At 71.6% G+C, this 20,284-nt stretch carries 20 protein-coding genes; 11 read left to right on the forward strand and 9 right to left on the reverse strand.

Translation table 11 applies throughout. The features are described from left to right. Positions 1–52: 52 nt before the first annotated feature. Positions 53–2,011 carry a hypothetical protein gene (locus ACP4E5_RS44855; RefSeq protein WP_425840653.1) on the reverse strand — a complete coding sequence of 653 codons (1,959 nt, stop codon included), beginning with the start codon at positions 2,009–2,011 and terminating at the stop codon, positions 53–55. 166 nt (positions 2,012–2,177) lie between these two features. Here ACP4E5_RS44855 and ACP4E5_RS44860 point away from each other — a divergent pair, with 166 nt between their 5' ends. The 5 genes from ACP4E5_RS44860 (at position 2,178) to ACP4E5_RS44880 (ending at position 7,139) form a co-directional block, all read left to right on the forward strand. Continuing rightward, positions 2,178–2,627, forward strand: coding sequence for an ATP-binding protein (locus tag ACP4E5_RS44860; protein ID WP_425840656.1), 450 nt, complete (start codon positions 2,178–2,180; stop codon positions 2,625–2,627). A 141-nt stretch (positions 2,628–2,768) separates the two neighbouring features. After that, positions 2,769–4,154 (forward strand): FAD-binding oxidoreductase, encoded by a 1,386-nt coding sequence (locus tag ACP4E5_RS44865; RefSeq protein ID WP_425840659.1) that lies wholly within the window; start codon positions 2,769–2,771, stop codon positions 4,152–4,154. A 208-nt stretch (positions 4,155–4,362) separates the two neighbouring features. Then, a complete protein-coding gene (locus ACP4E5_RS44870) occupies positions 4,363–5,655 on the forward strand; it encodes a polysaccharide deacetylase family protein (RefSeq protein WP_425840661.1) in 1,293 nt (430 codons plus the stop codon). Between the two features lie 45 nt (positions 5,656–5,700). Next, positions 5,701–6,579 (forward strand): universal stress protein, encoded by an 879-nt coding sequence (locus ACP4E5_RS44875; protein WP_425840664.1) that lies wholly within the window; start codon positions 5,701–5,703, stop codon positions 6,577–6,579. Positions 6,580–6,635: 56 nt separating this feature from the next. Beyond that, positions 6,636–7,139, forward strand: coding sequence for an FBP domain-containing protein (locus tag ACP4E5_RS44880; RefSeq protein ID WP_425840667.1), 504 nt, complete (start codon positions 6,636–6,638; stop codon positions 7,137–7,139). Positions 7,140–7,143: 4 nt separating this feature from the next. Here the strand turns inward: ACP4E5_RS44880 and ACP4E5_RS44885 are convergent, their stop codons facing one another. Next, positions 7,144–7,968: a family 1 encapsulin nanocompartment shell protein gene (locus ACP4E5_RS44885; RefSeq protein ID WP_425840670.1), complete on the reverse strand. Its 825-nt coding sequence runs from the start codon at positions 7,966–7,968 to the stop codon at positions 7,144–7,146. Positions 7,969–7,973: 5 nt separating this feature from the next. After that, entirely contained in the window at positions 7,974–8,966 is a 993-nt protein-coding gene (locus ACP4E5_RS44890; RefSeq protein WP_425840673.1) for a Dyp-type peroxidase, read from the reverse strand. Positions 8,967–9,294: 328 nt separating this feature from the next. On the opposite strand from ACP4E5_RS44890, the gene ACP4E5_RS44895 reads away from it, so the two are divergent. The 3 genes from ACP4E5_RS44895 (at position 9,295) to trpS (ending at position 12,907) form a co-directional block, all read left to right on the forward strand. Then, positions 9,295–10,329, forward strand: coding sequence for an NAD(P)-dependent alcohol dehydrogenase (locus tag ACP4E5_RS44895; RefSeq protein ID WP_425840676.1), 1,035 nt, complete (start codon positions 9,295–9,297; stop codon positions 10,327–10,329). An 82-nt stretch (positions 10,330–10,411) separates the two neighbouring features. Next, positions 10,412–11,635: a cytochrome P450 gene (locus ACP4E5_RS44900; protein ID WP_425840679.1), complete on the forward strand. Its 1,224-nt coding sequence runs from the start codon at positions 10,412–10,414 to the stop codon at positions 11,633–11,635. A 189-nt stretch (positions 11,636–11,824) separates the two neighbouring features. Further along, a complete protein-coding gene (gene trpS, locus ACP4E5_RS44905; RefSeq protein WP_425840682.1) occupies positions 11,825–12,907 on the forward strand; it encodes a tryptophan--tRNA ligase in 1,083 nt (360 codons plus the stop codon). A 216-nt stretch (positions 12,908–13,123) separates the two neighbouring features. Here the strand turns inward: trpS and ACP4E5_RS44910 are convergent, their stop codons facing one another. Both ACP4E5_RS44910 and ACP4E5_RS44915 read right to left on the reverse strand, forming a co-directional pair. Further along, entirely contained in the window at positions 13,124–13,408 is a 285-nt protein-coding gene (locus ACP4E5_RS44910; RefSeq protein ID WP_425840685.1) for a zinc ribbon domain-containing protein, read from the reverse strand. A gap of 76 nt (positions 13,409–13,484) precedes the next feature. Then, the gene (locus ACP4E5_RS44915) at positions 13,485–14,126 is read right to left on the reverse strand and encodes a MerR family transcriptional regulator (RefSeq protein WP_425840688.1); all 642 of its coding nucleotides are present in this window, start codon (positions 14,124–14,126) and stop codon (positions 13,485–13,487) included. 118 nt (positions 14,127–14,244) lie between these two features. Here ACP4E5_RS44915 and ACP4E5_RS44920 point away from each other — a divergent pair, with 118 nt between their 5' ends. From ACP4E5_RS44920 to ACP4E5_RS44930, 3 genes are all read left to right on the forward strand, one after another. Further along, complete coding sequence (locus tag ACP4E5_RS44920) at positions 14,245–14,706, forward strand: DUF4188 domain-containing protein (RefSeq protein ID WP_425842153.1); 462 nt, start codon at positions 14,245–14,247, stop codon at positions 14,704–14,706. A gap of 130 nt (positions 14,707–14,836) precedes the next feature. Continuing rightward, positions 14,837–15,328, forward strand: a complete 492-nt coding sequence (locus ACP4E5_RS44925; protein WP_425840691.1) for a peptidylprolyl isomerase — start codon at positions 14,837–14,839, stop codon at positions 15,326–15,328. Between the two features lie 163 nt (positions 15,329–15,491). Beyond that, complete coding sequence (locus ACP4E5_RS44930) at positions 15,492–16,814, forward strand: S28 family serine protease (RefSeq protein WP_425840694.1); 1,323 nt, start codon at positions 15,492–15,494, stop codon at positions 16,812–16,814. A 3-nt stretch (positions 16,815–16,817) separates the two neighbouring features. On the opposite strand, the gene ACP4E5_RS44935 is transcribed toward ACP4E5_RS44930, so the two are convergent. Genes ACP4E5_RS44935 through ACP4E5_RS44950 form a run of 4 tightly spaced genes read right to left on the reverse strand, consistent with a single transcriptional unit; the run spans position 16,818 to position 20,239 of the window. Next, a complete protein-coding gene (locus ACP4E5_RS44935; RefSeq protein WP_425840696.1) occupies positions 16,818–17,573 on the reverse strand; it encodes a ferredoxin reductase in 756 nt (251 codons plus the stop codon). Further along, the gene (locus ACP4E5_RS44940; RefSeq protein WP_425840699.1) at positions 17,566–18,177 is read right to left on the reverse strand and encodes a sulfite oxidase-like oxidoreductase; all 612 of its coding nucleotides are present in this window, start codon (positions 18,175–18,177) and stop codon (positions 17,566–17,568) included. The genes ACP4E5_RS44935 and ACP4E5_RS44940 overlap by 8 nt, the downstream gene beginning before the upstream one ends. Further along, complete coding sequence (locus ACP4E5_RS44945; RefSeq protein ID WP_425840701.1) at positions 18,174–19,469, reverse strand: amidohydrolase; 1,296 nt, start codon at positions 19,467–19,469, stop codon at positions 18,174–18,176. The genes ACP4E5_RS44940 and ACP4E5_RS44945 overlap by 4 nt, the downstream gene beginning before the upstream one ends. Next, complete coding sequence (locus ACP4E5_RS44950) at positions 19,466–20,239, reverse strand: nucleoside phosphorylase (protein WP_425840704.1); 774 nt, start codon at positions 20,237–20,239, stop codon at positions 19,466–19,468. Before ACP4E5_RS44950 ends, ACP4E5_RS44945 begins: the two co-directional genes overlap by 4 nt. Positions 20,240–20,284: the final 45 nt, after the last annotated feature.

Genomic DNA, 20,284 nt, shown 5'->3' on the forward strand with positions numbered 1-20,284 from the left:
CCATGACCGACTTCCGCATCAACAGCGCGGTGGATGCAGCAGGCCCGCACGGTCAGGGCTGTCCGGGTGCCGCCTCCTTCAGCGGCTCCCCGGTGTCCAGGCGGGCGGCGACCCGGACCGTGCCGTGCTCGGGCGCGCGTACAGCCAGGGTGCGGCCCCGGCGGGACGTGGTCACCGCACCGCTCGCCTCGATCCGGGTGACCGCGCGACTTCCCGCCGCCAGGAGGTACCACTGGCCGTCCCGCGACCTCCACCGGGTGCCGGCCACGACGTGCTGGCCGAACCGGCTGCACGCCGCCGTGGCCCGGGCCCGGCCGACCAACCGCGCCGGCTCGGCGGCCGGGCCCGGTGCCCGCAACAGGAGAGCGACATCGCCCGGCCCCCGCCAGGTGGAGGCGCGTACACAGGACCACACGGCCCGGCCCGCGTCCTTCGGCAGCTGCTGCTCGGCGAAGTCCCACGCGTTCACGGCGCGCACGGCGCCGCCCCGCCACGGCTCGATCCGGCAGGCCGTCCGCGCCCAAGCGACCAGCGCCTGGCCGCCGGTGGCCTCGCGCGGCTGCCGCGGCGGAGGCGTGCCGTGTCCCGGCGGCGGCGTGTACGTGAGGTGCACGGGCGACAGTCCGCCGAGGTCGGCGAGGAGGAAGGAGTGGTTCTCCACGATGCGCGGCGAGGAGCGCAGTTGGAGCACGGGCCGGCGCGCGCAGCCGTCCGCCGGCGCGACGGGCACGGGACCGGTCACCCCGTCGTCCGACACGTGCAGCGGCCGTCCCGGAGAGTCGGGCCGCAGGAGGTCACGGGTGGTCACATCAGTGATCCACGGCGCCGTCAGATAGCGGGCGGAGCCCTGGTCGCGGTCGAGGACGACGGCAGCCGCCGTGGTCACGTCTGCGTCGTCGACCCGGGCCAGCGCGAGGCCGGCCAGGCCGTCGCCGACCGGCGCGGTGTAGCGGGCCAGCCGTTCGCCGTCGCTGAGGAGAACCACGGTGCGCCCGTCGATATCGCCCGCGAACAGCAGTTGCGGGGCACGCGGCGGCGCGTCGGCGGGCGTGTCCGGTGTCCTGCTGACGCGTACGGCGCCCGAGGGTGCGGTCCACGCGTCGAGCGCCCGGTCCAGCAGGGCGGTGTCGTCGGTCCGGTCACCGCGCGCGGGCCAGGCCGTGAAGTCGACCCGCGAGGTGTCGGCCCAGGTGTCCCGCCCGGCGCGAGTCAGGTCACCGGATACGGACGACGCCCGGACCGGGGCGTCCCCTCCCGGCGCTTGACGGCCCGGGTCGGAGTCGGGGGCGAGCAGTGCGGCCGCGGCGACGACGGCCACGGCACCGACCGCGAGTGCGGCGCGGGTCCGCCGTGCGCGGCGCAGCAGGTCGGTGGGACGCGTCTGCACCGAGCAGGCGTCGAACTCCTGGGAGCGCAGCAACGCCGCGGCGGCGGGCCCGGCTTCGGCGTCGAGCCGGACGGACTCCCGCACGGCCGACCCGGCGTCCGCCACCCCGGCCGCGGCCAGCAGCGCCGTCGCCCGGTCCGCTCGCATGGAGTCGATGTGCCGGAGCACGAACGCGGCACGCGCGGGGGCCGACGCGCCCGCGAGGGCACGGACGAGCGCGACCTCCTCTGTGCCACCGGAGCGCGGGAACAGCCGTAATCCCCAGACGACGGGGAGACGGGGCAGCAGGACGCGGGGTGGCGGCAGCGCGCCGGGCCAGCCGGCCGGCCGGTGCCCGACGGACAGGGCGGTCCGCAGAATTCGTACGCGCAGCGAGTCGGCGGCGGTGTCGGCCCCGTCGCCGGGGAAGCGGGGCGCGGGCACGAGGGAGACCTGACGCCCCGGCAGGGCGCGCTGGACGGCGGTGTGCGCCAGCAGCACCCGACGGTGGCGGGTGAAGGCGGCGGGGAGCGTGAGATAGGCCAGCCGTACGAGCCCGGTGTACTGCTCGAGCAGGGCCGCCTCCGCCTGGTCACTGGCTGTCCGCGAGCGGGGGACAATGCTGTCGCGGCGAAGTCGGGGCATGGCAGGCCTCTCCCGGTTGTGCGAAGGGATGCGGTGTCGTCCTTCAAACGACGGGCCGGATCGCCGGTCACCCGGTTGAATCCGGCAGGACTGCTCAGCCTCAACCGGGGTATCAGCAGGCTGCGGGTGTCCATCGCGGAGTCCCGCAGGCGTGAAAGAGACACGAATGACCGAGTACATGGAGGGGGCAGTGCTCCCCACCGGCTTCGACGAGGCAGTCGGGCCACTGATGCAGGCCACCCACTACGCGGGCGACGAGGGGTGCCTGGCCGACGCGCGGCGGTTCGCCGCCGTGTTCCTCACACGGCTGCGCCAGGAGTGGTGCGTCGACGTCGACCCGCGCACGGCCGGGGACGTCCTGCTCGTCGTCAGCGAGCTGATCACGAACGCGGACCGGCACAGCGCCGGCCCGTTCGTCCTGGAACTCGAGGGGACCTCGCGGTACGTCACCGTCACCGTCTACGACAGCAGCGCCGCCGTGCCGGTGCGCTTCCCCCGGGACCCGGCACGAATCGGCGGACACGGCCTCGAGATCGTGGACGCGCTCGCCGTCGTCTCCGTGGAGCAGGTGCCGGTCGGCAAGCGCGTGCGCGCCGTGCTGACCCTCGCCTCCTGAACGCCCCGCACGCCTTGAGCGACCCGCGCCGTGTGACGGCGCGGAGCGGTGTTCCATCATGGTGTCCCTGACCAGTGAACGCGCCGGTCGGGGACATCTGTTCAGGAGGACGACATCGACACCGCAGACACGAGGGGCACGGTGGGCGAACTCGCCGCCGCGCTCCCGGACAGCACCCTCGTCACCGACCCGGACGTGCTCGCGTCCCTCGGCCACGACGACGCCGAGTGGGCGCCGATGGGCCGGCCGCTCGCCGCGGTGCGCGCCACGTCCGCCGAGGAGATCGAGTCCGTGGTGCGGGCCTGCGCGGCCCGGCGGATACCGGTCGTCACGCGGGGCGCGGGAACCGGCCTCTCCGGCGGGGCCAACGCCGTCGACGGCTGCCTCGTGCTCGACGTGTCGAAGATGAACCGCATCATCGAGATCGACACCGAGAACCTGATCGCCGTCGTCCAGCCCGGCGTCGTCAACAACGACCTCAAGGCCGCCGTCGCCGAGCACGGCCTGTGGTACCCGCCGGACCCGGCCAGCGCCCCCTGGTCCACGATCGGCGGCAACGTCTCCACCAACGCGGGCGGTCTGTGCTGCCTCAAGTACGGCGTCACCCGCGACTACGTCCTCGGCATGGAAGTCGTCATGGGCGGGCCCGCGGGGGAGTACGGCAGCCGGGTCCGGCTCGGCCGGCGCACCACGAAGGGCGTCGCGGGCTACGACCTCACGAGCCTGTTCGTGGGCTCCGAGGGCACCTTCGGCGTCATCACCGAGATCACGCTGAAGCTGCGGCCCGCGCCGGCCGCCGAGCCGCGCACCGTCGTCGGCAACTTCGACAGCCTCGTCGCGGCGGGCGCCGCCGTCGCCCTCGTCACGAGCCGCGGCCTCGCGCCCGCCGCCCTCGAACTCCTCGACCGCGCCTGCATGGAGGCCGTGGAGAACTGGAAGCACCTGGGCATCGAACCGGGCGCGGAGGCGATGCTGCTCGCCCGCGTCGACGCCCCGGGCGACGCGGGCGAGGCCGAGGCGAGCGCGGTGGCCGACGCCTTCCGCGAGGCGGGGGCGCTGTGGGCCGAGCAGTCCACCGACGCCGTCGAGGCGGAGGCCCTGTTCGACGTACGGCGCCTCGCGTATCCGGCGCTGGAGCGCCTCGGGCCGGTGCTCACCGAGGACCTGTGCGTGCCGCGCTCCGCCGTGCCGCAGATGCTCGCCACCATCGAGAAGATCGGGCGCAGGCACGGCGTGCGCATCGCGACCATCGCGCACGCGGGCGACGGCAATCTGCACCCGCTCCTGATCACCGAGCCGGGCGACGAGGCCGAACGGGTCGCCGCGCAGGCCGCCTTCGAGGAACTCCTTCAGGCCGCGATCGCCGCGGGCGGCACGGTCACCGGCGAGCACGGTGTCGGCCTGCTCAAGCGCGGCGGCATGCGCAGCGAACTCGGGCCCGCCGTCTGCGCGTTGCAGCGGGCCGTGAAGGAGACCCTGGACCCGCTGGACCTGTTCAACCCGGGCAAGGTCGTCGGCGAGGACTGAGGAGCCGCCCTCTCCCGGCAGCCCACCACGTGGCACCCCTTTCCACGGCACGCCGCCCTAAATGAGGCAATTGTCCGTTTATCCGCCCTACGGTGCGGGGGTCGGTGTCCGTGCGGGGGGACGCACAACGCCCCCGCCCGGGGCGCGGATTGGGTTGCCCATGGAGTTCGAAGAATCCGGTCGGTCCACTGGAATCAGCCGCAGACGCGTGGCACGTCTGGGGCTCGGTGTCGGCCTCGGCGCCGCGGCCGGCGCGCTCGCCGGATGCGGGACGAGCGGCGGCGAGAAGGAGAGCCCGCCCCCGGCAGGCCCCGCCCGCCACCCGGAGCGCCCCGCCAAGAAGAAGGCGCTGCCCCGGCTGATCGGCGACGGCTCGACCTCGTACACCGGCGCGCAGCCGAAGCAGCCCACCGCGCCCACCGCGCTGGAACCCGGCCAGACGCCGCCGCAGTTCGTCGTCTTCTCCTGGGACGGCGCGGGCGAGGTCGGCAACGGCCTGTTCCCCCGCTTCCTCGAACTGGCCCGGCAGCACGACGCCCGCATGACCTTCTTCCTGTCCGGGCTCTATCTGCTGCCCGAGGCGCAGAAGCGGCGCTACCAGCCGCCGGGAAACCCCGTCGGGGCCTCCGACATCGGCTACCTCAGCGACCCGCACCTGAAGGAGACCCTGCGCTCCGTCCACCAGGCGTGGCTCGACGGGCACGAGATCGGCACCCACTTCAACGGGCACTTCTGCGGCGGCCCCGGCTCCGTCGGCAACTGGAGCCCCAAGCAGTGGCGCAGCGAGATCGAACAGGCCCGCACCTTCGTCAAGTCCTGGCGCACCCACACCGGCTGGCACGACCAGCCGGCGCTGCCCTTCGACTACGACAAGGAACTCATCGGCGGCCGCACGCCCTGCCTGCTCGGCCAGGAGAACCTGCTGCCCGTGGCCCGCGAACTCGGCTGGCGCTACGACGCCTCCTCACCCGGCGGACTCCAGCGCTGGCCGGACAAGCGGCACGGCATCTGGGACCTGCCGCTCCAGGGCATCCCGTTCCCCGGCCACAGCTTCGAGGTCCTCTCGATGGACTACAACATCCTCGCCAACCAGTCGAAGAACTCCACCCGAGCCCCCTCGTACAACTATCCGGGCTGGCGCACCCAGGCCACACAGGCGTACCTCACCGGGTTCCAGCGCGCGTACGAGACGAACCGGGCGCCGTTCTTCATCGGCAATCACTTCGAGGAGTGGAACGGCGGCATCTACATGGACGCCGTCGAGGAGGCGCTCAAGCGGATCGCCGACAAGGCGGGCAGCGGCGACGTCCGGCTCGTGTCCTTCCGGCAGTTCGTCGACTGGCTCGACGCACAGGACCCGGCCGTCCTCGCCCGGCTGCGCTCGCTCCAGGTGGGAGAGCGTCCGGCAGGCGGCTGGAACCGGTATCTGCGACCGTCGAAGAGCCCGGCGACGCCCCGGGCGACGAGTAGAGCGGGCGCTCCCGGACAGACAGCCCACTGACGGACAGCTCACCATCCGAGACCGGACAGACGAGGAGGCGGTGCGATGACCCGGCCCATCACCGCGGGAGTGGACGGATCCCCCGAGAGCGCGGCGGCGGCAGCCTGGGCGGCGCGCGAGGCGGTGCGGCGCGGACTGCCGCTGCGCCTGGTACACGTGGGCGAGCCGGCCCCCGACAGCCTGGCGCTCGCCGCGGACGAGTCCGCGCTCACGCAGTGGGCCGGCGATCTGCTCGCGGACATCGAGCAGGAGATCGCCGAACGCCACCCCGGCCTCGCGGTCACCACCGACGTCCTCGACGGGGACGGGCCCGCCGAGGCCCTGGTGGCGGCCGCGCGCGACGGGGAGTCCCTGGTGCTCGGATCGCGCGGGCACGGCGTGATCGTCGGATTCATCGTCGGCTCGGTCGGCCAGCAGGTGATCGCCAAGGCCGAGCGGCCCGTCGTCCTCGTCCGCGCGGACGACGCGGCGCCAGCCGAGGCGAGCGCCCGCGACGTGATCGTCGGACAGGAGGGCGAACCGGAGGACAGCGCCGCCGCGATGGAGTTCGCCTTCACCACCGCGCGGGCCCGCGGCGTCGCCGTGCGGGCGGTGCGCGCGTGGAGCCTGCCGCCGGTGTTCTCCTACAGCCCCAGCTCGTTCGCCCTGCTCGACGACGCGGGCGGCATGGAACCGTACGAGCGGAAGGCCCTCGGCGCGGCGCTCGCCCCGTGGCGCGAGCGCTTCCCGGATGTGCCGGTCCGCGAGCACGTAGAGATCGGCAGCGCGGGACAGGTACTGCTCTCGGTGGCCGCCGAGTCCCAGCTGCTCGTCGTCGGCCGCCGCGCGCGTCGCACCGCGATCGGCTCCCGCATCGGCTCGGTCGCCCACGCGGTGCTGCACCACGCGCCGTGCCCGGTGGCGGTGATCCCGCACGCCGGCTGACCGGTGCGCGGATATCGGGATGCATGATCGGCGAGCGGCTTTGTAAGGTCCAGGACGTGGAACCACTCAGCGACAAACAGATCCGCTCGTCCTTCGTGAACTGCACCAAGGGCGAGGCGACCCGCATGCGGCTGCCCCTCGACTTCGCCGAGCTGCCCTGGCACGACCTGGACTTCCTCGGCTGGGTGGACCCGGGCGCGCCGCTGCGCGCGCACCTCGTGCGCCCCACGGACGACGGACCGATCGGCATCACCCTGCGGGTCCCGCAGAGCGGGCGCACCAGCGCGATGAAGTCGAGCCTGTGTCAGATCTGCCTCACCGGACACGCCTCGTCGGGTGTCTCCCTGTTCGCGGCGCCGCTGGCGGGTGCCCGCGGCCGCGACGGGAACACGGTCGGCCTGTACGTCTGTGCCGACCTGGCCTGCTCCCTGTACCTGCGCGGCAAGAAGCAGCCGAAGCTGCGCGCGGGCCGCTACGAGGAGTCCCTCACGCTGGACGAGCGTGTGGACCGGGCGCTTGGCAACCTGGACGCGTTCGTCGCCAAGATCCAGGGGCGCTGAGGGCTCACGCCTTGAGCGCGACCACGGCCTCGTCCGTGTAGGGCAGGAACGTCAGGGTCTGGTGGAAGTACAGTTCGATGCCGCGCGCGTCGTGCCCGCTGTAACCGATCGCCAGATCCTGGCCGAGCCGCAGCTCGAAGTCGCCGCCGCGCGTCGAAAGCACGAACGCCCCGTTCAGTGCCGGCGCCCAGATCAGCTCGCCGTCGAGGATCCGGCCCAGGTGGTTCGCGATCGGGTAGCCGTGGTCGGAGGTCTCGCTGACCGCCGTGTACGCGTCCGCCCCCAGCAGCAGCGCGTAGGGGCCCGCGACACCGGCGAGGCGCAGCGCGGTGAGGGCCCGGCTGATCGTGTCCGGGTAGTCGCGGGCCTCGGCCGGCAGGCTCAGGACCGGGTTCGAGGTGCGCTCGCGCAGTCCCTCGATGCCCGCCGCCGCGTACCCGTCGAAGATCGCCTGGTCCTCTGCGTAGGCCATGGCGCGCGCCGCGTCCTTCACCGGCTGCCAGTCGGAGTCCTTGGCGCCGCGCTCCACGTCGTCCACGGCCTCCCGGCTCACCGTGAACGGCACCCGCAGTTCGACCAGCGGCTGCACGGCGCGCAGGCGGGCCGTCACGCCCGGCGCCGGCGGGGCGATCTCGGCGAGGTGGCCAGTGCCGACGGCCGAGAGCTCGGCGCCGTCCGGGCCCGTGACGTCCACGACGCGGCGGCCCGCGACATGGCGCTGGAAGGTGCGCGACGCCTCCTCCTCGATCTCCGCCCAGGCGGCGGGCGTGATCGGGGCGAGCTCGCGGTGCAGATTGTTGCTCGGGGTGGGGTTCGGGGCGGTGCTCATGGTCTTCAGGCTCCTTTGAGGCTGCCGATGCCGAGGGAGCCGACGGCGGGGTCGGTGGCGGCGCCGGCCGGCGGCTCGGGCAGGTCGTCGAGGAAGTCGGCGCTGGGCACGTGGAACAGGCATCCGGTGACCGCGGTCGAGAAGTCGAGGATCCGGTCGTGGGTGCCGGGCGGGTCGCCGAGGAACATGTTGCGCAGCATCCGCTCGGTGACGTCAGGAGTGCGCGCGTAGCCGATGAAGTACGTGCCGAACTCGCCCTGGCCGACGCTGCCGAACGGCATGTTCTCGCGCAGGATCTGCCGCTCCGTGCCGTCCTCGTCGACGATCGTGTTCAGCGCGACGTGCGAGTCGGCGGGCTTCACGTCGTCGTCCAGCTCGATGTTCGCGGTCTTCGTGCGGCCGATGATCTTCTCCTGCTCCGTGGCGGGCAGTGCCTCCCATGCGGCCATGTCATGCACGTACTTCTGGACGATGACGTAGGAGCCGGCGGCGGAGTCCGGGTCCTCGTCGCCCACGAACACGGACTCCGCCGCGGCCCGACCGGTCGGGTTCTCGCTGCCGTCCACGAAGCCGAGCAGATCGCGGTCGTCGAAGTACTTGAAGCCGTGCACCTCGTCGACGACGGTGACGGCGGAGCCGAGCCGGCCGATGATCACGCGGGCCAGCTCGAAGCAGAGGTCCATGCGCCGCGCGCGCAGATGGAAGAGGAGGTCGCCGGGGGTCGCGGGGGCCAGGTGCCGGGGGCCCGCGAGCGCCTGGAACGGGCGCAGCTCGCGCGGCCTGGGACCGCTGAACAGGCGGTCCCACGCGGTCGAGCCGATGCCGACGATGCAGCTGAGTGCGGCGTCGCGGTCGCGGAAGCCGACGGAGCGGCTCAGCCCCGACACTTCCTCGAGCGTGTCGCGGACGGCCGCTTCGCCGCCCGGCGCGACCGTGACGACCAGGAAGACGGCGGCCTTCGCGGGAGGGGCGAGGAGGACGGGCTGGGGTTCGGCCACGAGTGCTCCGATGACGAGGGAGGGCGTCAGTTGGCTGTTGACACCATATGGGCTGCGGCGGCTCGTGGCACTCGCGTCCGAAATGAACCTTCTAAAGAGCAGATGAAGTGATGTGTCCCACCTCACTCCCGGCCAGCCGTCGAACCGGCGTCGGACGCCGGCCACATGCTGTTAAACTTTGAACCAGGCCCCGACCGTTCTCCCCCGTACGGTCGGGGTCCTTTTTTGTCTCTTTACTCGTGTCCCATTGGGACATGTGTCTCGTTGAGACGTAAACGAGTTACGGTGGGGAAGCGGGGGTCGGAGAGAGCGACGAAGGAGTCGAGCCATGAAGGCACTGCAGTACCGGACCATCGGGTCAGCCCCCGAGGTGGTCACCGTCCCCACCCCTGAGCCCGGCCCCGGCCAGGTTCTCCTGAAGGTCACCGCCGCCGGCGTGTGCCACTCCGACATCGCCGTGATGAGCTGGCCGGCCGAGAACTTCCCGTATGAACTGCCGCTGACCCTCGGGCACGAGGGCGTCGGCACCGTCGCCGCGCTCGGCGCCGGCGTGACCGGCTTCGTGGAGGGCGACGCGGTCGCCGTGTACGGGCCGTGGGGCTGCGGCGCCTGCGCCAAGTGCGCGGAGGGCAAGGAGAACTACTGCCTGCGTGCTGAGGAGCTCGGCATCCGCCCGCCCGGACTCGGCGCCCCCGGCTCGATGGCGGAGTACATGATCGTCGACGACGCGCGGCACCTGACGCCGATCGAGGGCCTCGACCCCGTCGCGACCGTGCCGCTCACCGACGCGGGCCTCACTCCGTACCACGCCATCAAGCGCTCGCTGCCCAAGCTGGTGCCCGGCTCGACCGCCGTCGTCATCGGCACCGGAGGCCTCGGCCACGTCGCCATCCAGCTGCTGCGCGCCATGACCGCCGCCCGCGTCATCGCGCTCGACGTGTCCGAGGGCAAGCTCGCGCTGGCCCGGACCGTCGGCGCCCACGAGGCGGTCCTGTCGGACGCCGCGGCCGCCGGCAAGGTCAAGGAGCTGACCGGCGGGCGCGGCGCCGAGGCCGTCTTCGACTTCGTCGGTGTCCAGCCCACCGTCGAGACCGCGGGCGCTGTCGCCGCCGTCGAGGGCGACGTCACGATCGTGGGGATCGGCGGCGGCACCCTGCCCGTCGGTTTCGGCGCCACGAACTTCGAGGTCAACGTCACCGCCCCGTACTGGGGCAGCCGTGCCGAACTCGTCGAGGTCCTCGACCTGGCGCGGGCCGGCGCCGTCTCCGTGCACACCGAGACGTTCTCGCTCGACGACGCCCCCAAGGCGTACGAGCTGCTGCACGACGGCAAGATCAACGGGCGCGCGGTGATCGTGCCGTAGGGATGGCGCCGGGAGGGGGTGTACGGGCTGACGGGCGGTCAATAGGCTGACCCGTACCGCCCGTTACGCCCCCAGGAGCCCCATGTCCACCGCGCAGGTCCCCGACATCCTCTCGCCGGAATTCGCCGCGAACCCGTATCCCGCCTACCGCGCGATGCGCGAGTCCGCCCCGCTCCTCTGGCACGAGGGGATGCAGAGCTGGATCGTGTCGCGGTACGCCGATGTGGAGCGCGTCTTCAAGGACAAAGAAGCGACGTTCACCACCGACAATTACGACTGGCAGCTCGAACCCGTGCACGGCCGGACCATCCTGCAGATGAGCGGGCGCGAGCATGCGGTGCGTCGCGCGCTCGTCGCGCCGGCCTTCCGCGGCAGCGAACTGCAGGACAAGTTCCTGCCCGTCATCGAGCGCAACTCCCGTGAGCTGATAGACCAGTTCAGGGCCACCGGCTCGGCCGACCTCGTCGCCGACTACGCCACCCGCCTGCCGGTCAACGTCATCGCCGACATGCTCGGCCTCGACAAGGCCGACCACGCCCGCTTCCACGGCTGGTACACCGCCGTCATCAACTTCCTCGGCAACCTGGCGGGCGACCCGGACGTCGCCGCGGCGGGGGAGCGGACCCGCGTCGAGTTCGCGGAGTACATGATCCCGGTCATCCGGGAGCGCCGCGAGAACCCCGGCGACGACCTGCTCTCCGCCCTGTGCGCCGCCGAGGTCGACGGGGTGCGGATGAGCGACGAGGACATCAAGGCGTTCTGCAGCCTGCTGCTCGCGGCCGGCGGCGAGACCACCGACAAGGCGATCGCCAGCATCTTCGCCAACCTGCTCGCGAACCCGGACCAGTTGGCGGCCGTCCGCGCCGACCGCTCGCTGATCCCGCGGGCCTTCGCCGAGACGCTGCGCGTCACCCCGCCCGTGCACATGATCATGCGTCAGTCCGCCGTCGACGTGGAGCTCACCGGCGGCACCGTCCCGGCCGGGGCCACCGTCACCTGCCTCATCGGTGCGGCGGGCCGCGACGAGAACCGGTACAAGGATCCGGACCGCTTCGACCTGTTCCGCGAGGACCTGACCACCACGACCGCGTTCTCGGCCGCGGCCGACCACCTCGCCTTCGCGCTCGGCCGGCACTTCTGCGTCGGAGCGCTGCTCGCCAAGGCGGAGGTGGAGACCGGCGTGAACCAGCTCCTCGACGCGATGCCCGACCTGCGGCTCGCCGATGGCTTCGACCCGGTCGAGCGGGGTGTCTTCACCCGCGGGCCGCAGGCGCTGCCGGTGCGGTTCACGCCCGTGGAGGCCTGAGCCGCACCATCCGTCAGGTGTACGATTGCGTCATGCATCGTTCTTCGTGTCTGAACTGGTGGCGCCTCGCATAGAGGCGGCCGCACAGTCAAGCACGTACAAGGGCCGTCCCCGGACGGCCCTTTTTGCTGACCTCCCACCGGGGGGCGCGCCGTCCCGAGGACGCCCGTGACCCAGGGGAGAGACACCATGAGCAACACCGACATGAGCAGCACCGACGCCCTCGGCACCTCCGCCGCGCAGGAACGCGGCGCCGAGCTGGAACAGCTGATCCGCAAGGATCCCGGGCGGTTCCGCATCCTCACCGGCGACCGGCCCACCGGGCGCCTGCACCTCGGGCACTACTTCGGCACTCTGCACAACCGCGTCCGGCTCCAGGACCTCGGCGTCGAGACGTTCGTCCTGATCGCCGACTACCAGGTCCTCACCGACCGCGACATCGCCGAGAACCTCACCGGACACGTCGAGGAACTGGTCCTCGACCACCTCGCGATCGGCATCGACCCCGAGCGCTCCACGATCTTCACGCACAGCGCCCTGCCGGCCCTGAACCAGCTGCTGCTGCCGTTCCTCAGTCTCGTCTCCGTCGCCGAACTCGGCCGCAACCCGACCGTCAAGGACGAGATCGCGCACTCCCGGCAGTCCGCGGTGAGCGGCCTGATGTTCACCTATCCCGTGCACCAGGCCGCCGACATCCTCTTCTGCAAGGCGAACCTCGTCCCCGTGGGCCAGGACCAGCTGCCGCACCTGGAGGTCACCCGCACCGTCGCCCGCCGCTTCAACGACCGCTACGGCAACGGCACTCCGGTCTTCCCGCAGCCCGAGGCCCTGCTGTCCTCGGCGCCTCTGCTCCTCGGCACCGACGGCACCAAGATGAGCAAGTCCCGCGGCAACGCCGTCGCGCTGTCCGCGACGCCCGACGAGACCGCGCGCCTGATCCGCGGCGCGAAGACGGACGCCGAACGCCACATCACCTACGACCCACAGGCCCGCCCCGAGGTCTCCTCGCTCGTCCTGCTCGCCGCCCTGTGCGAGGGCGTCGACCCGCACGCCGTGGCGCAGGAGATCGGCGACGGGGGCGGCGCCGCGCTCAAGCGGCGCGTCACCGAGTCCGTGAACGAGTATCTCGCGCCGATCCGGGCCCGCCGCGAGCGCTACGCGCAGGACCGCGGCCTGGTCAGAGACGTGCTGCGGGCCGGGAACGAGCGGGCGGGCGCGGTCGCCGACGCGACGCTCAGGGAGGTGCGGGCCGCCATGAACGCCGACTACTGACAAGAGCGCCGAAATCCGCCGGGACGATTCTTCTCTCGGCGTGCATGCCCGGCGCGATCCCGGGAAGCAGCACAACAGACGCTCAAGCAGCCCACCCCCCCCGGGCGCTCGAGCCTGTGGCCCTGTCGCCCCCTCTCCCCCCTGGGAGGCGGCAGGGCCTCCTTCTTGTGACCGGTTGCCGCCGGTCGTCGGCGGGTAGTCGCCCGGCCCGGTCAACTAGCCCTGGTAGTGCTGCTGTTGCTGCGGCGCTCCGGACTGCGGGCCGGCGGCGGCCTGCGCCAGCAAGCCGTCCACCTGCTCCTTCGGTACCTGGTGCGCGATGCCGCAGAACGTGCACTGCGTCTGGTGCTTCGTCGAGATCGGGAACAGCGGGATGAAGAACAGCGTGAACTTCGTGACGAACTTGCGCAGCGTGTGCGCCGCGGGATTGCCGCAGTTGCCGCAGACGAAGGTGAGGATCGCGAGCTGGTACGCGTAGCCCCGCGTGCCGAAGATGATCATTGAGTCCCTCCCGTTGTGTGGCCGCCGCAGAGCGTTCGGCGTCCGGCCGTCATCGTATGCGGCCATCCCCTGAGCCTCACCAGCCGTAGCGGCGCTTGGAGTGCTCCTCCTGGGCGAGGTGACGCAGGGCGAGCAGCAAGGGGTCGAAGAGGACCGTCGACGCGACCGCCAGCTCGACCTTCTCGGAGTCGTTCTCGTAGGAGTCGAGTTGGTCCAGGTCCAGCTGGGCCAGCCCTTCCATGAGGTGCGCGTACTGCGCGAGGACCTCCGGCCCGCGCGAGAAGCCGAGGCGCGTCATCGTGACGATCGTGCTCACCAGGGTGCGGTAGGTGGGGGAGAGGACGCCGATCTCGCGCGCGTTGTGCCAGCCGATGTCGCCGAGGAACCGGTCGACCGCCTCGGTCACCTCCACCGTCAGCGGATCGTCCGCGGGCGCCTCCGGTGGTTGCGGCAGCGCCCACAGGGCGGCGCCGAGGCGGAAGGTCGTCCCCAAGGACTCGTCGTCCACATGTCCGAGCACTTCCCGCACGGTGGCCACCGGGATCCGCCCGATCTGGATCATCGCCCTGATCAGGCCGAGCCGCCGCAGATGCGCCTCGCCGTAGTCGGCCTGAGTGGCGCTGATCCGCTCTCCCTGCGGCAGCAGGCCCTCGCGCAGGTAGTACTTGATCGTGCCGACCGGCACCCCGCTGCGCTCGCTCAACTCCGCCAGTCGCATCTCTTGTGCACCTCCTTGGAAAGTGCCACTATCCAAACACGGGTCAGGGGACCGGGGGACCCCTGACCCGCCGCCAATGTCCGACGGAACTGGGGGAGTTGTGTTCACGAAACTGGAGATGGGGCGGATGACGGCGGCTGCCGAAGGCGACGTCGTGCTCTTCGTCGTCGGCATGCGGATCAACCGGTTCTGGGCGGTCCACCGTTGGGTCCCGATGATGTACGCGATGCCCATGATGCTGCGCGAACTCGGCAAGGATCGCACGGCCGGGCTGCTCCACCACGTGCTGGGTACGTCCGACCCGCGCAACTTCTACGTCATCCAGTACTGGGAGTCGAAGGAGAAGCTGCTCGCCTTCGCGACCGCCTCCGGAAAGCGGCACCAGCCCTGGTGGGCCCGCGTCAACCGCTACGCCCGCAAGAGCAAGGGGCACGTCGGCATCTGGCACGAGACCTACGTCGTGCCCGCGGGCGCGTACGAGACGATCTACGGCGACATGCCGGTGCACGGCCTCGGCAAGGCCCACGGCGTGCGGCCGCTGGGCGAGGGCGTGCGGGCGCGGGACCGGCTCGCGGTCTGAACGTATCCGCCCCACAAGGCGTATGCGCTCCGCAAGTGGACCGTCACGCAGCGTGCGAATGGCGTACGAAAACGGCCATCCCGACGGGCCGAATCGGCAATCCGGGGTTCGTGATGAAAGGATTGCGCCCATGGCAATCAAGACCTACTTCGACATCACGATCAACGACGAGCCCGCCGGGCGGATCACGTTCAACCTCTTCGAGGACGTCGTCCCGAAGACCGCGGAGAACTTCCGTGCCCTGTGCACGGGCGAGAAGGGCTTCGGCTACGCCGGCTCGTCCTTCCACCGCGTCATCCCGGAGTTCATGCTGCAGGGCGGCGACTTCACCGCCGGGAACGGCACCGGCGGCAAGAGCATCTACGGCGAGAAGTTCGCCGACGAGAACTTCCAGCTCAAGCACACCAAGCCGGGCCAGCTCTCGATGGCCAACGCGGGCCCGAACACCAACGGCTCGCAGTTCTTCATCACGACCATCGTCACCAGCTGGCTGGACGGCAAGCACGTCGTCTTCGGCGAGGTCGAGGACGGCATGGACCTCGTGAAGAAGATCGAGTCCCTCGGCTCGCGCAGCGGCGCCACCTCCGCGAAGATCACGATCGCCGAGTCCGGCCAGCTCTGATCCAGGCCGATCAACCGGCGCAAGGAGCCGGGACCCCGCAGCGGGGTCCCGGCTCCTTGCGTTTTCGGCATGAGCCCAACTCCCCTGCGCGCGGCACGGGTTAGGGTCTCGGTCGGTGGATCACCGATCCGCCGCACCGTTCCCCCGACCCAGGGAGGCACCCGTGCGCCTGCGCACCATACCCACGCTGCTGCTGTCCGCCGCCCTCACGGCGGGCGCCCTCGCCGCCACCGCGGCACCGGCGACCGCCGCGCCCGCCTCGTTCGAGGACCAGTTGCGCGCACTGCCCGGCGTGACGGTCACCGGCGTCACCGACAAGGAGGGCTTCCCGCTCTACTCCTTGTCGATCACGCAGCCGGTCGACCACGCCAGACCCGGCCTCGGCACGTTCCAGCAGCGCTTCACGCTCTGGCACAAGTCGACGGCCAAGCCCGTCGTCCTCTACACCGGCGGCTACGAACTGTCCTCCTCGACCCGCGAGCCCACCACCCTCCTCGACGCCAACCAACTCAGCGTCGAGCACCGCTTCTTCGGCCCGTCCGTGCCGTCCGGCGGCACCCCCTGGGGCAAGATGACCGTCCAGCAGGAGGCCGCCGACGAACACGGCATCGTGCGCGCCGTGCGGCCGCTGTACGAGAAGACGTCGAAGTGGCTGGCGACCGGCGGCTCCAAGGGCGGCATGACGGCCACGTACCACTACCGCTTCTTCCCCAAGGACTACGACGGCGTCGTCGCCTACGTCGCCCCCAACGACGCCAACAACCAGGACGACAGCGGCTACGAGGACTTCTTCGAGCGGGTCGGCACCCAGCAGTGCCGCGACGCGCTCGCCGCCGTGCAGCGCGAGATGCTCGCGCGCCGCGACACCCTGCTGCCCAAGTTCGAGAAGACCGCCAAGGACGAGGGCTACACCTTCACCAACACCCTCGGAACGACCGACCGGGCCTACGAGTTCGCGGTCCTCGACCAGGTGTGGAACTTCTGGCAGTCCGGCTCCGTCGACAACTGCCCCACCGTTCCCGACGCGAAGAAGGTCTCCGACGACGACCTCTACCAGTGGTCCCTCGACCACGGCCTGTCCATCTACGAGGACTCCACGCTCGGCGCCAACAGCTCGGGCCCCTACTACCGGCAGGCCGCCGCCCAACTCGGCTGGGCCGACCTGAAGTTCAAGAACCTCAAGGGTGTGCGCCACTACCCGGACATCTACCAGCCGAACTCCGTGCTGCCCGCCGACATGCGCACCACGTACGACGGCACCGTCATCAAGGGCGTCGACAAATGGGTGCGCACCAAATCCCAGCGCATGCTGTTCGTCTACGGGCAGAACGACCCGTGGAGCGCCGAGCAGTTCACACCCAGCCGGAACGACTCGTACAAGTACATCGTGCCGAAGTCCAACCACGGCGCCCGGATCTCCGCGCTGCCCGCGAACGAGCGGGACGCGGCCACGGCGACGATCAAGCGGTGGGCGGGCGTCCGGTAAGCGTCAGCCGAAGCGCTCGATACGGATCCGGTCCACCGGCTGACCGAGGCCCACAAGGAGCTGCGAGGCGTGCTCCGCAAAGGAGTTGGACCCGCACACGTACGCCTCCCACTGTGGCGCCCCCTCGGTGAAGCACGGCTCCAGATGATCCGCGGCCAGGCGCCGGCGCTCGCCCTCACGGGTGAGCACCGGCGTCGTCTCGGCCCCGTACTCCTCGGCGTAGATCAGGTCCGCACGCGTGCGTGCCGACACGAACAGCCGCAGGGGGAAGTCGAGTTGGCGCTGGCGGTGATGGCGGATCATCGACATCAGGGGCACGACACCCGAACCCGCGCCCAGCAGCAGCGCAGGCCGGTCGCCAGGCCACGCGAAGAAACCGCTGAGCGGGCCGCGCAGCTCCACCTCGTCGCCCACGCGCGCGATGGTGTGCAGGTACCCGGACACCTCGCCGTCCCGGACATGGTCGAGGGTCAGCTCGATGTGACCCGAGTCGTCGGGCGCGGAGGCGAGCGAGTAGTGGCGCTGGGCGGTGTACCCGTCCTCTGCGGTCAGTCTCAGCATCAGGTGCTGGCCGGGCAGATGCCCCTGCCATCCGGGCACCGCGAAACGGAACGTCGACGCGTTCGCCGTCTCCCGGCGGATCTCCGCGAGCACGGCACGCTGCCACAGGGCGGCGCCCTGCCCGGCGGCGATGCGGCCCGGCACGGCGAAGCGGGTCGGCGGCGTGAAGGTGGTGGTCTGCGGCACGGTCTCAGTCACCTGCGTATCGCTGTTCTTCCCAGGGGTTGCCCCGCGCGTGGTACCCGTTCTGTTCCCAGAATCCGGGCTCGTCGCGGTCGAGGAGCCGAAGGCCCGCGACCCACTTCACGCTCTTCCAGAAGTAGAGGTGCGGCACCAACAGGCGGGCGGGGCCGCCGTGTTCGGTCGGCAGCGGTTCGTCCTCGTAGGTGAACGCGATCCACGCCTTGCCGCCCGTCACCTCGGCGAGCGGCAGGTTCGCCGAGTACCCGGTGTGCGAGTACGCCATGATGTGCGTCGCCTCCGGGGAGGGACGCACGGCGTCGAGGAACGTGTCGAGCGTGACACCGCCGAAGCGCACCCCGAACTTCGACCAGGTCGTCACACAGTGGATGTCCCCGCTGTACGTCGAGGTGGGCAGCGCCCGCGCCTCGTCCCACGTCCAGGTGCGCTCCTCGGCGACGAGGCCGTCGATCGTGAACGTCCAGTCCCGGCGGTCGAGTTGGGGCGTCACCTCGGCGGAGAGGACCGGCCAGTCGTCGCCCGCGTCGTACTGGCCCGGCGGCAGGCCGGGGTTGTGGACGCGGGGGCGGCCGACGAAGCCGCGGGTCGCGTGGCCGGTCATACGAGGGCCTCCAGATCGGCGAGGACCGCGCCCTCGTCGAGGGTCGTGAGCGTACGGTCGCGCATGAGGACCCTGCCATCGACGACGGTGTCCCGCACGTCGGAGGCCTGCGCGGCATAGGCGAGCATCGCGTACGGGTCGTGGCGCGGCGTGAGGTGCGGCCGGTTCAGGTCCAGGACGGCCAGGTCGGCGCGCTTGCCGACCTCCAGCGAGCCGAGGCGGTCGCCGAGGCCCAGGGCGCGGGCGCCCTCGATGGTCGCCATGCGCACGGCCTGCTCGGCGCCGACCGCCGTCGGATCGCCGTCCGCTTTGTGCACCAGCGCCGCCTGTCGTACGGCACCGAGCAGGTCGAGGGTGTTGGAGCTGACGGCGCCGTCCGTGCCGAGACCGACGGTGACACCCGCGCTCAGCAGCCGGGGGACCGGCGCGATGCCGCAGCCCAGCTTCAGGTTCGACACCGGGCAGTGGGCGACGGAGGCGCCCGCGCGGGCGATCGCCGCGATCTCGCCGCCGGTCAGGTCGACGGCGTGCGCGAGCACCACGTCGGGGCCCAACAGGCCGAGGGATTCGAGGAGTTCGACGGGCCGCCTGCCGTGCGCCACCTCGACGCCCGCGACCTCGGCGGCGTTCTCCGCGGCGTGCAGGTGGATGAGCGCGCCGAACTCACGGGCCAGCGCGAAGCACTCGGCGAGCTGCTCGGGGGAGAGGGTGTACGTGGAGTGCGCGAACAGGACGGGACGTTCGTGCTTGGCACGGGCGGCCTCGAAGTACCGGCGGGCCCACTCGATGCGGTCCTTGTACGGCCGTCCGTCCGGCGGCTCCGGGACGTCCATGAACAGCGGCCCGGTGTGCAGCCGCCAGCCCGCCGCGCGCGCGGTCTCCTCGGCGGCCTCGTGGAACCAGTACATGTCGAGCGCCGAGGTCACCCCGGCGCGCACGCTCTCGGCGACGGCCACGCGGACGGCGGCCGCGACGGTGCGCGGGTCGAGGAGGCGTGCCTCGGCGGGGACGACACGGCCCAGGAACTCCTGGAGCGTCACGTCGTCGGCGGTGCCGCGCAGCAGCGTCATCGCGAGGTGCGTGTGCGTGTTGATCAGGCCGGGCAGCACGAGCCCGCCGGACGCGTCGAGGGTGTCCGTGGCCGTGTGTCGGGCCCGCAGCTCGTCGGCGGGGCCGACCGCCACGATCTGCCCGTCGCGTACGGCGACCGCGCCGTCGGCGAGCACGGTCGACGCGTCGTCGACGGTGAGGACGGTGCCGCCGTGCACCAGCAGATCGACGGACTCGGTCACAGTTGCTCCTCAGTAAGTATGCGCAAGGCCTCCAGGGCCACGACGCTGCCGCGCGCGACGCCCTCCGCGACGACCTCGCGGTGCGGGTCGTAGCCGCCGGTGCTCTCGTGGTCCACCAGGTCGTCCGCGTTCACACCGTCGACGACGAGCACCGCGCCCGCGACGAGGCCGCGCAGCGACGCCGTGACGAACAGCGCGGACACCTCCATCTCGATGGCCGCGAGGCCCGCCCCGTCGTACTGGTTCAACGGGATCAGCCCTGGTTGGAACGCCGCCCGCGTCCACACGATTCCCCGGTGGTGCGGCGCACCCGCCTCGCGGGCCGCCCGCGTCAGGGCGAGCACGGCCTCCGGAGCGGACACCGCCGGGTACTCGGCGGGCACCAGCTGCCCGGTCACGCCGTCGTCGCGCACCGCCGCCTCCGCGACGACGAGGTCGCCGTCGCCGATCCCCGGTCGCATGGCACCCGCCGTACCGAACCGTACGAACGTCTTCACGCCCGCGTCCGCCAGCTCCTGGAACAGCAGGATCGCGCCGGGCCCGCCGATGCCGTGCGAGGCGACGACGACCGGCACACCGCGCCAGGTCCCGCTGAACACGCGGTACTCGCGGTTGTACGACACCTCCTCGGCGTCGTCGAGGAGCGCGGCGACCGACGCGGCGCGGGCCGGGTCCCCGACGACGACGGCGCGCGGCGGCAGCCCCGTACGCGGGATTCGGCTCAGCGGGAGCAAGGAGTGGGGATCGGGTGCGGGGACACTGGCACTCACGAGGTGGCTCCAGTCATGCGTCGGCGCTGCATCGGGTTCGAAGGG

This window comes from Streptomyces fractus (assembly GCF_049844455.1).
In the GTDB taxonomy this organism is placed as follows: domain Bacteria; phylum Actinomycetota; class Actinomycetes; order Streptomycetales; family Streptomycetaceae; genus Streptomyces; species Streptomyces fractus.

Coding starts and splice junctions, on each gene's coding strand:
- ACP4E5_RS44855 (WP_425840653.1), bottom strand. CDS start 2,011: ATGCCCCGACTTCGCCGCGACAGCATTGTCCCCCGCTCGCGGACAGCC.
- ACP4E5_RS44860 (WP_425840656.1), top strand. CDS start 2,178: ATGACCGAGTACATGGAGGGGGCAGTGCTCCCCACCGGCTTCGACGAG.
- ACP4E5_RS44875 (WP_425840664.1), top strand. CDS start 5,701: ATGACCCGGCCCATCACCGCGGGAGTGGACGGATCCCCCGAGAGCGCG.
- ACP4E5_RS44885 (WP_425840670.1), bottom strand. CDS start 7,968: ATGAGCACCGCCCCGAACCCCACCCCGAGCAACAATCTGCACCGCGAG.
- ACP4E5_RS44895 (WP_425840676.1), top strand. CDS start 9,295: ATGAAGGCACTGCAGTACCGGACCATCGGGTCAGCCCCCGAGGTGGTC.
- ACP4E5_RS44900 (WP_425840679.1), top strand. CDS start 10,412: ATGTCCACCGCGCAGGTCCCCGACATCCTCTCGCCGGAATTCGCCGCG.
- trpS (WP_425840682.1), top strand. CDS start 11,825: ATGAGCAACACCGACATGAGCAGCACCGACGCCCTCGGCACCTCCGCC.
- ACP4E5_RS44910 (WP_425840685.1), bottom strand. CDS start 13,408: ATGATCATCTTCGGCACGCGGGGCTACGCGTACCAGCTCGCGATCCTC.
- ACP4E5_RS44915 (WP_425840688.1), bottom strand. CDS start 14,126: ATGCGACTGGCGGAGTTGAGCGAGCGCAGCGGGGTGCCGGTCGGCACG.
- ACP4E5_RS44920 (WP_425842153.1), top strand. CDS start 14,245: ATGGGGCGGATGACGGCGGCTGCCGAAGGCGACGTCGTGCTCTTCGTC.
- ACP4E5_RS44925 (WP_425840691.1), top strand. CDS start 14,837: ATGGCAATCAAGACCTACTTCGACATCACGATCAACGACGAGCCCGCC.
- ACP4E5_RS44940 (WP_425840699.1), bottom strand. CDS start 18,177: ATGACCGGCCACGCGACCCGCGGCTTCGTCGGCCGCCCCCGCGTCCAC.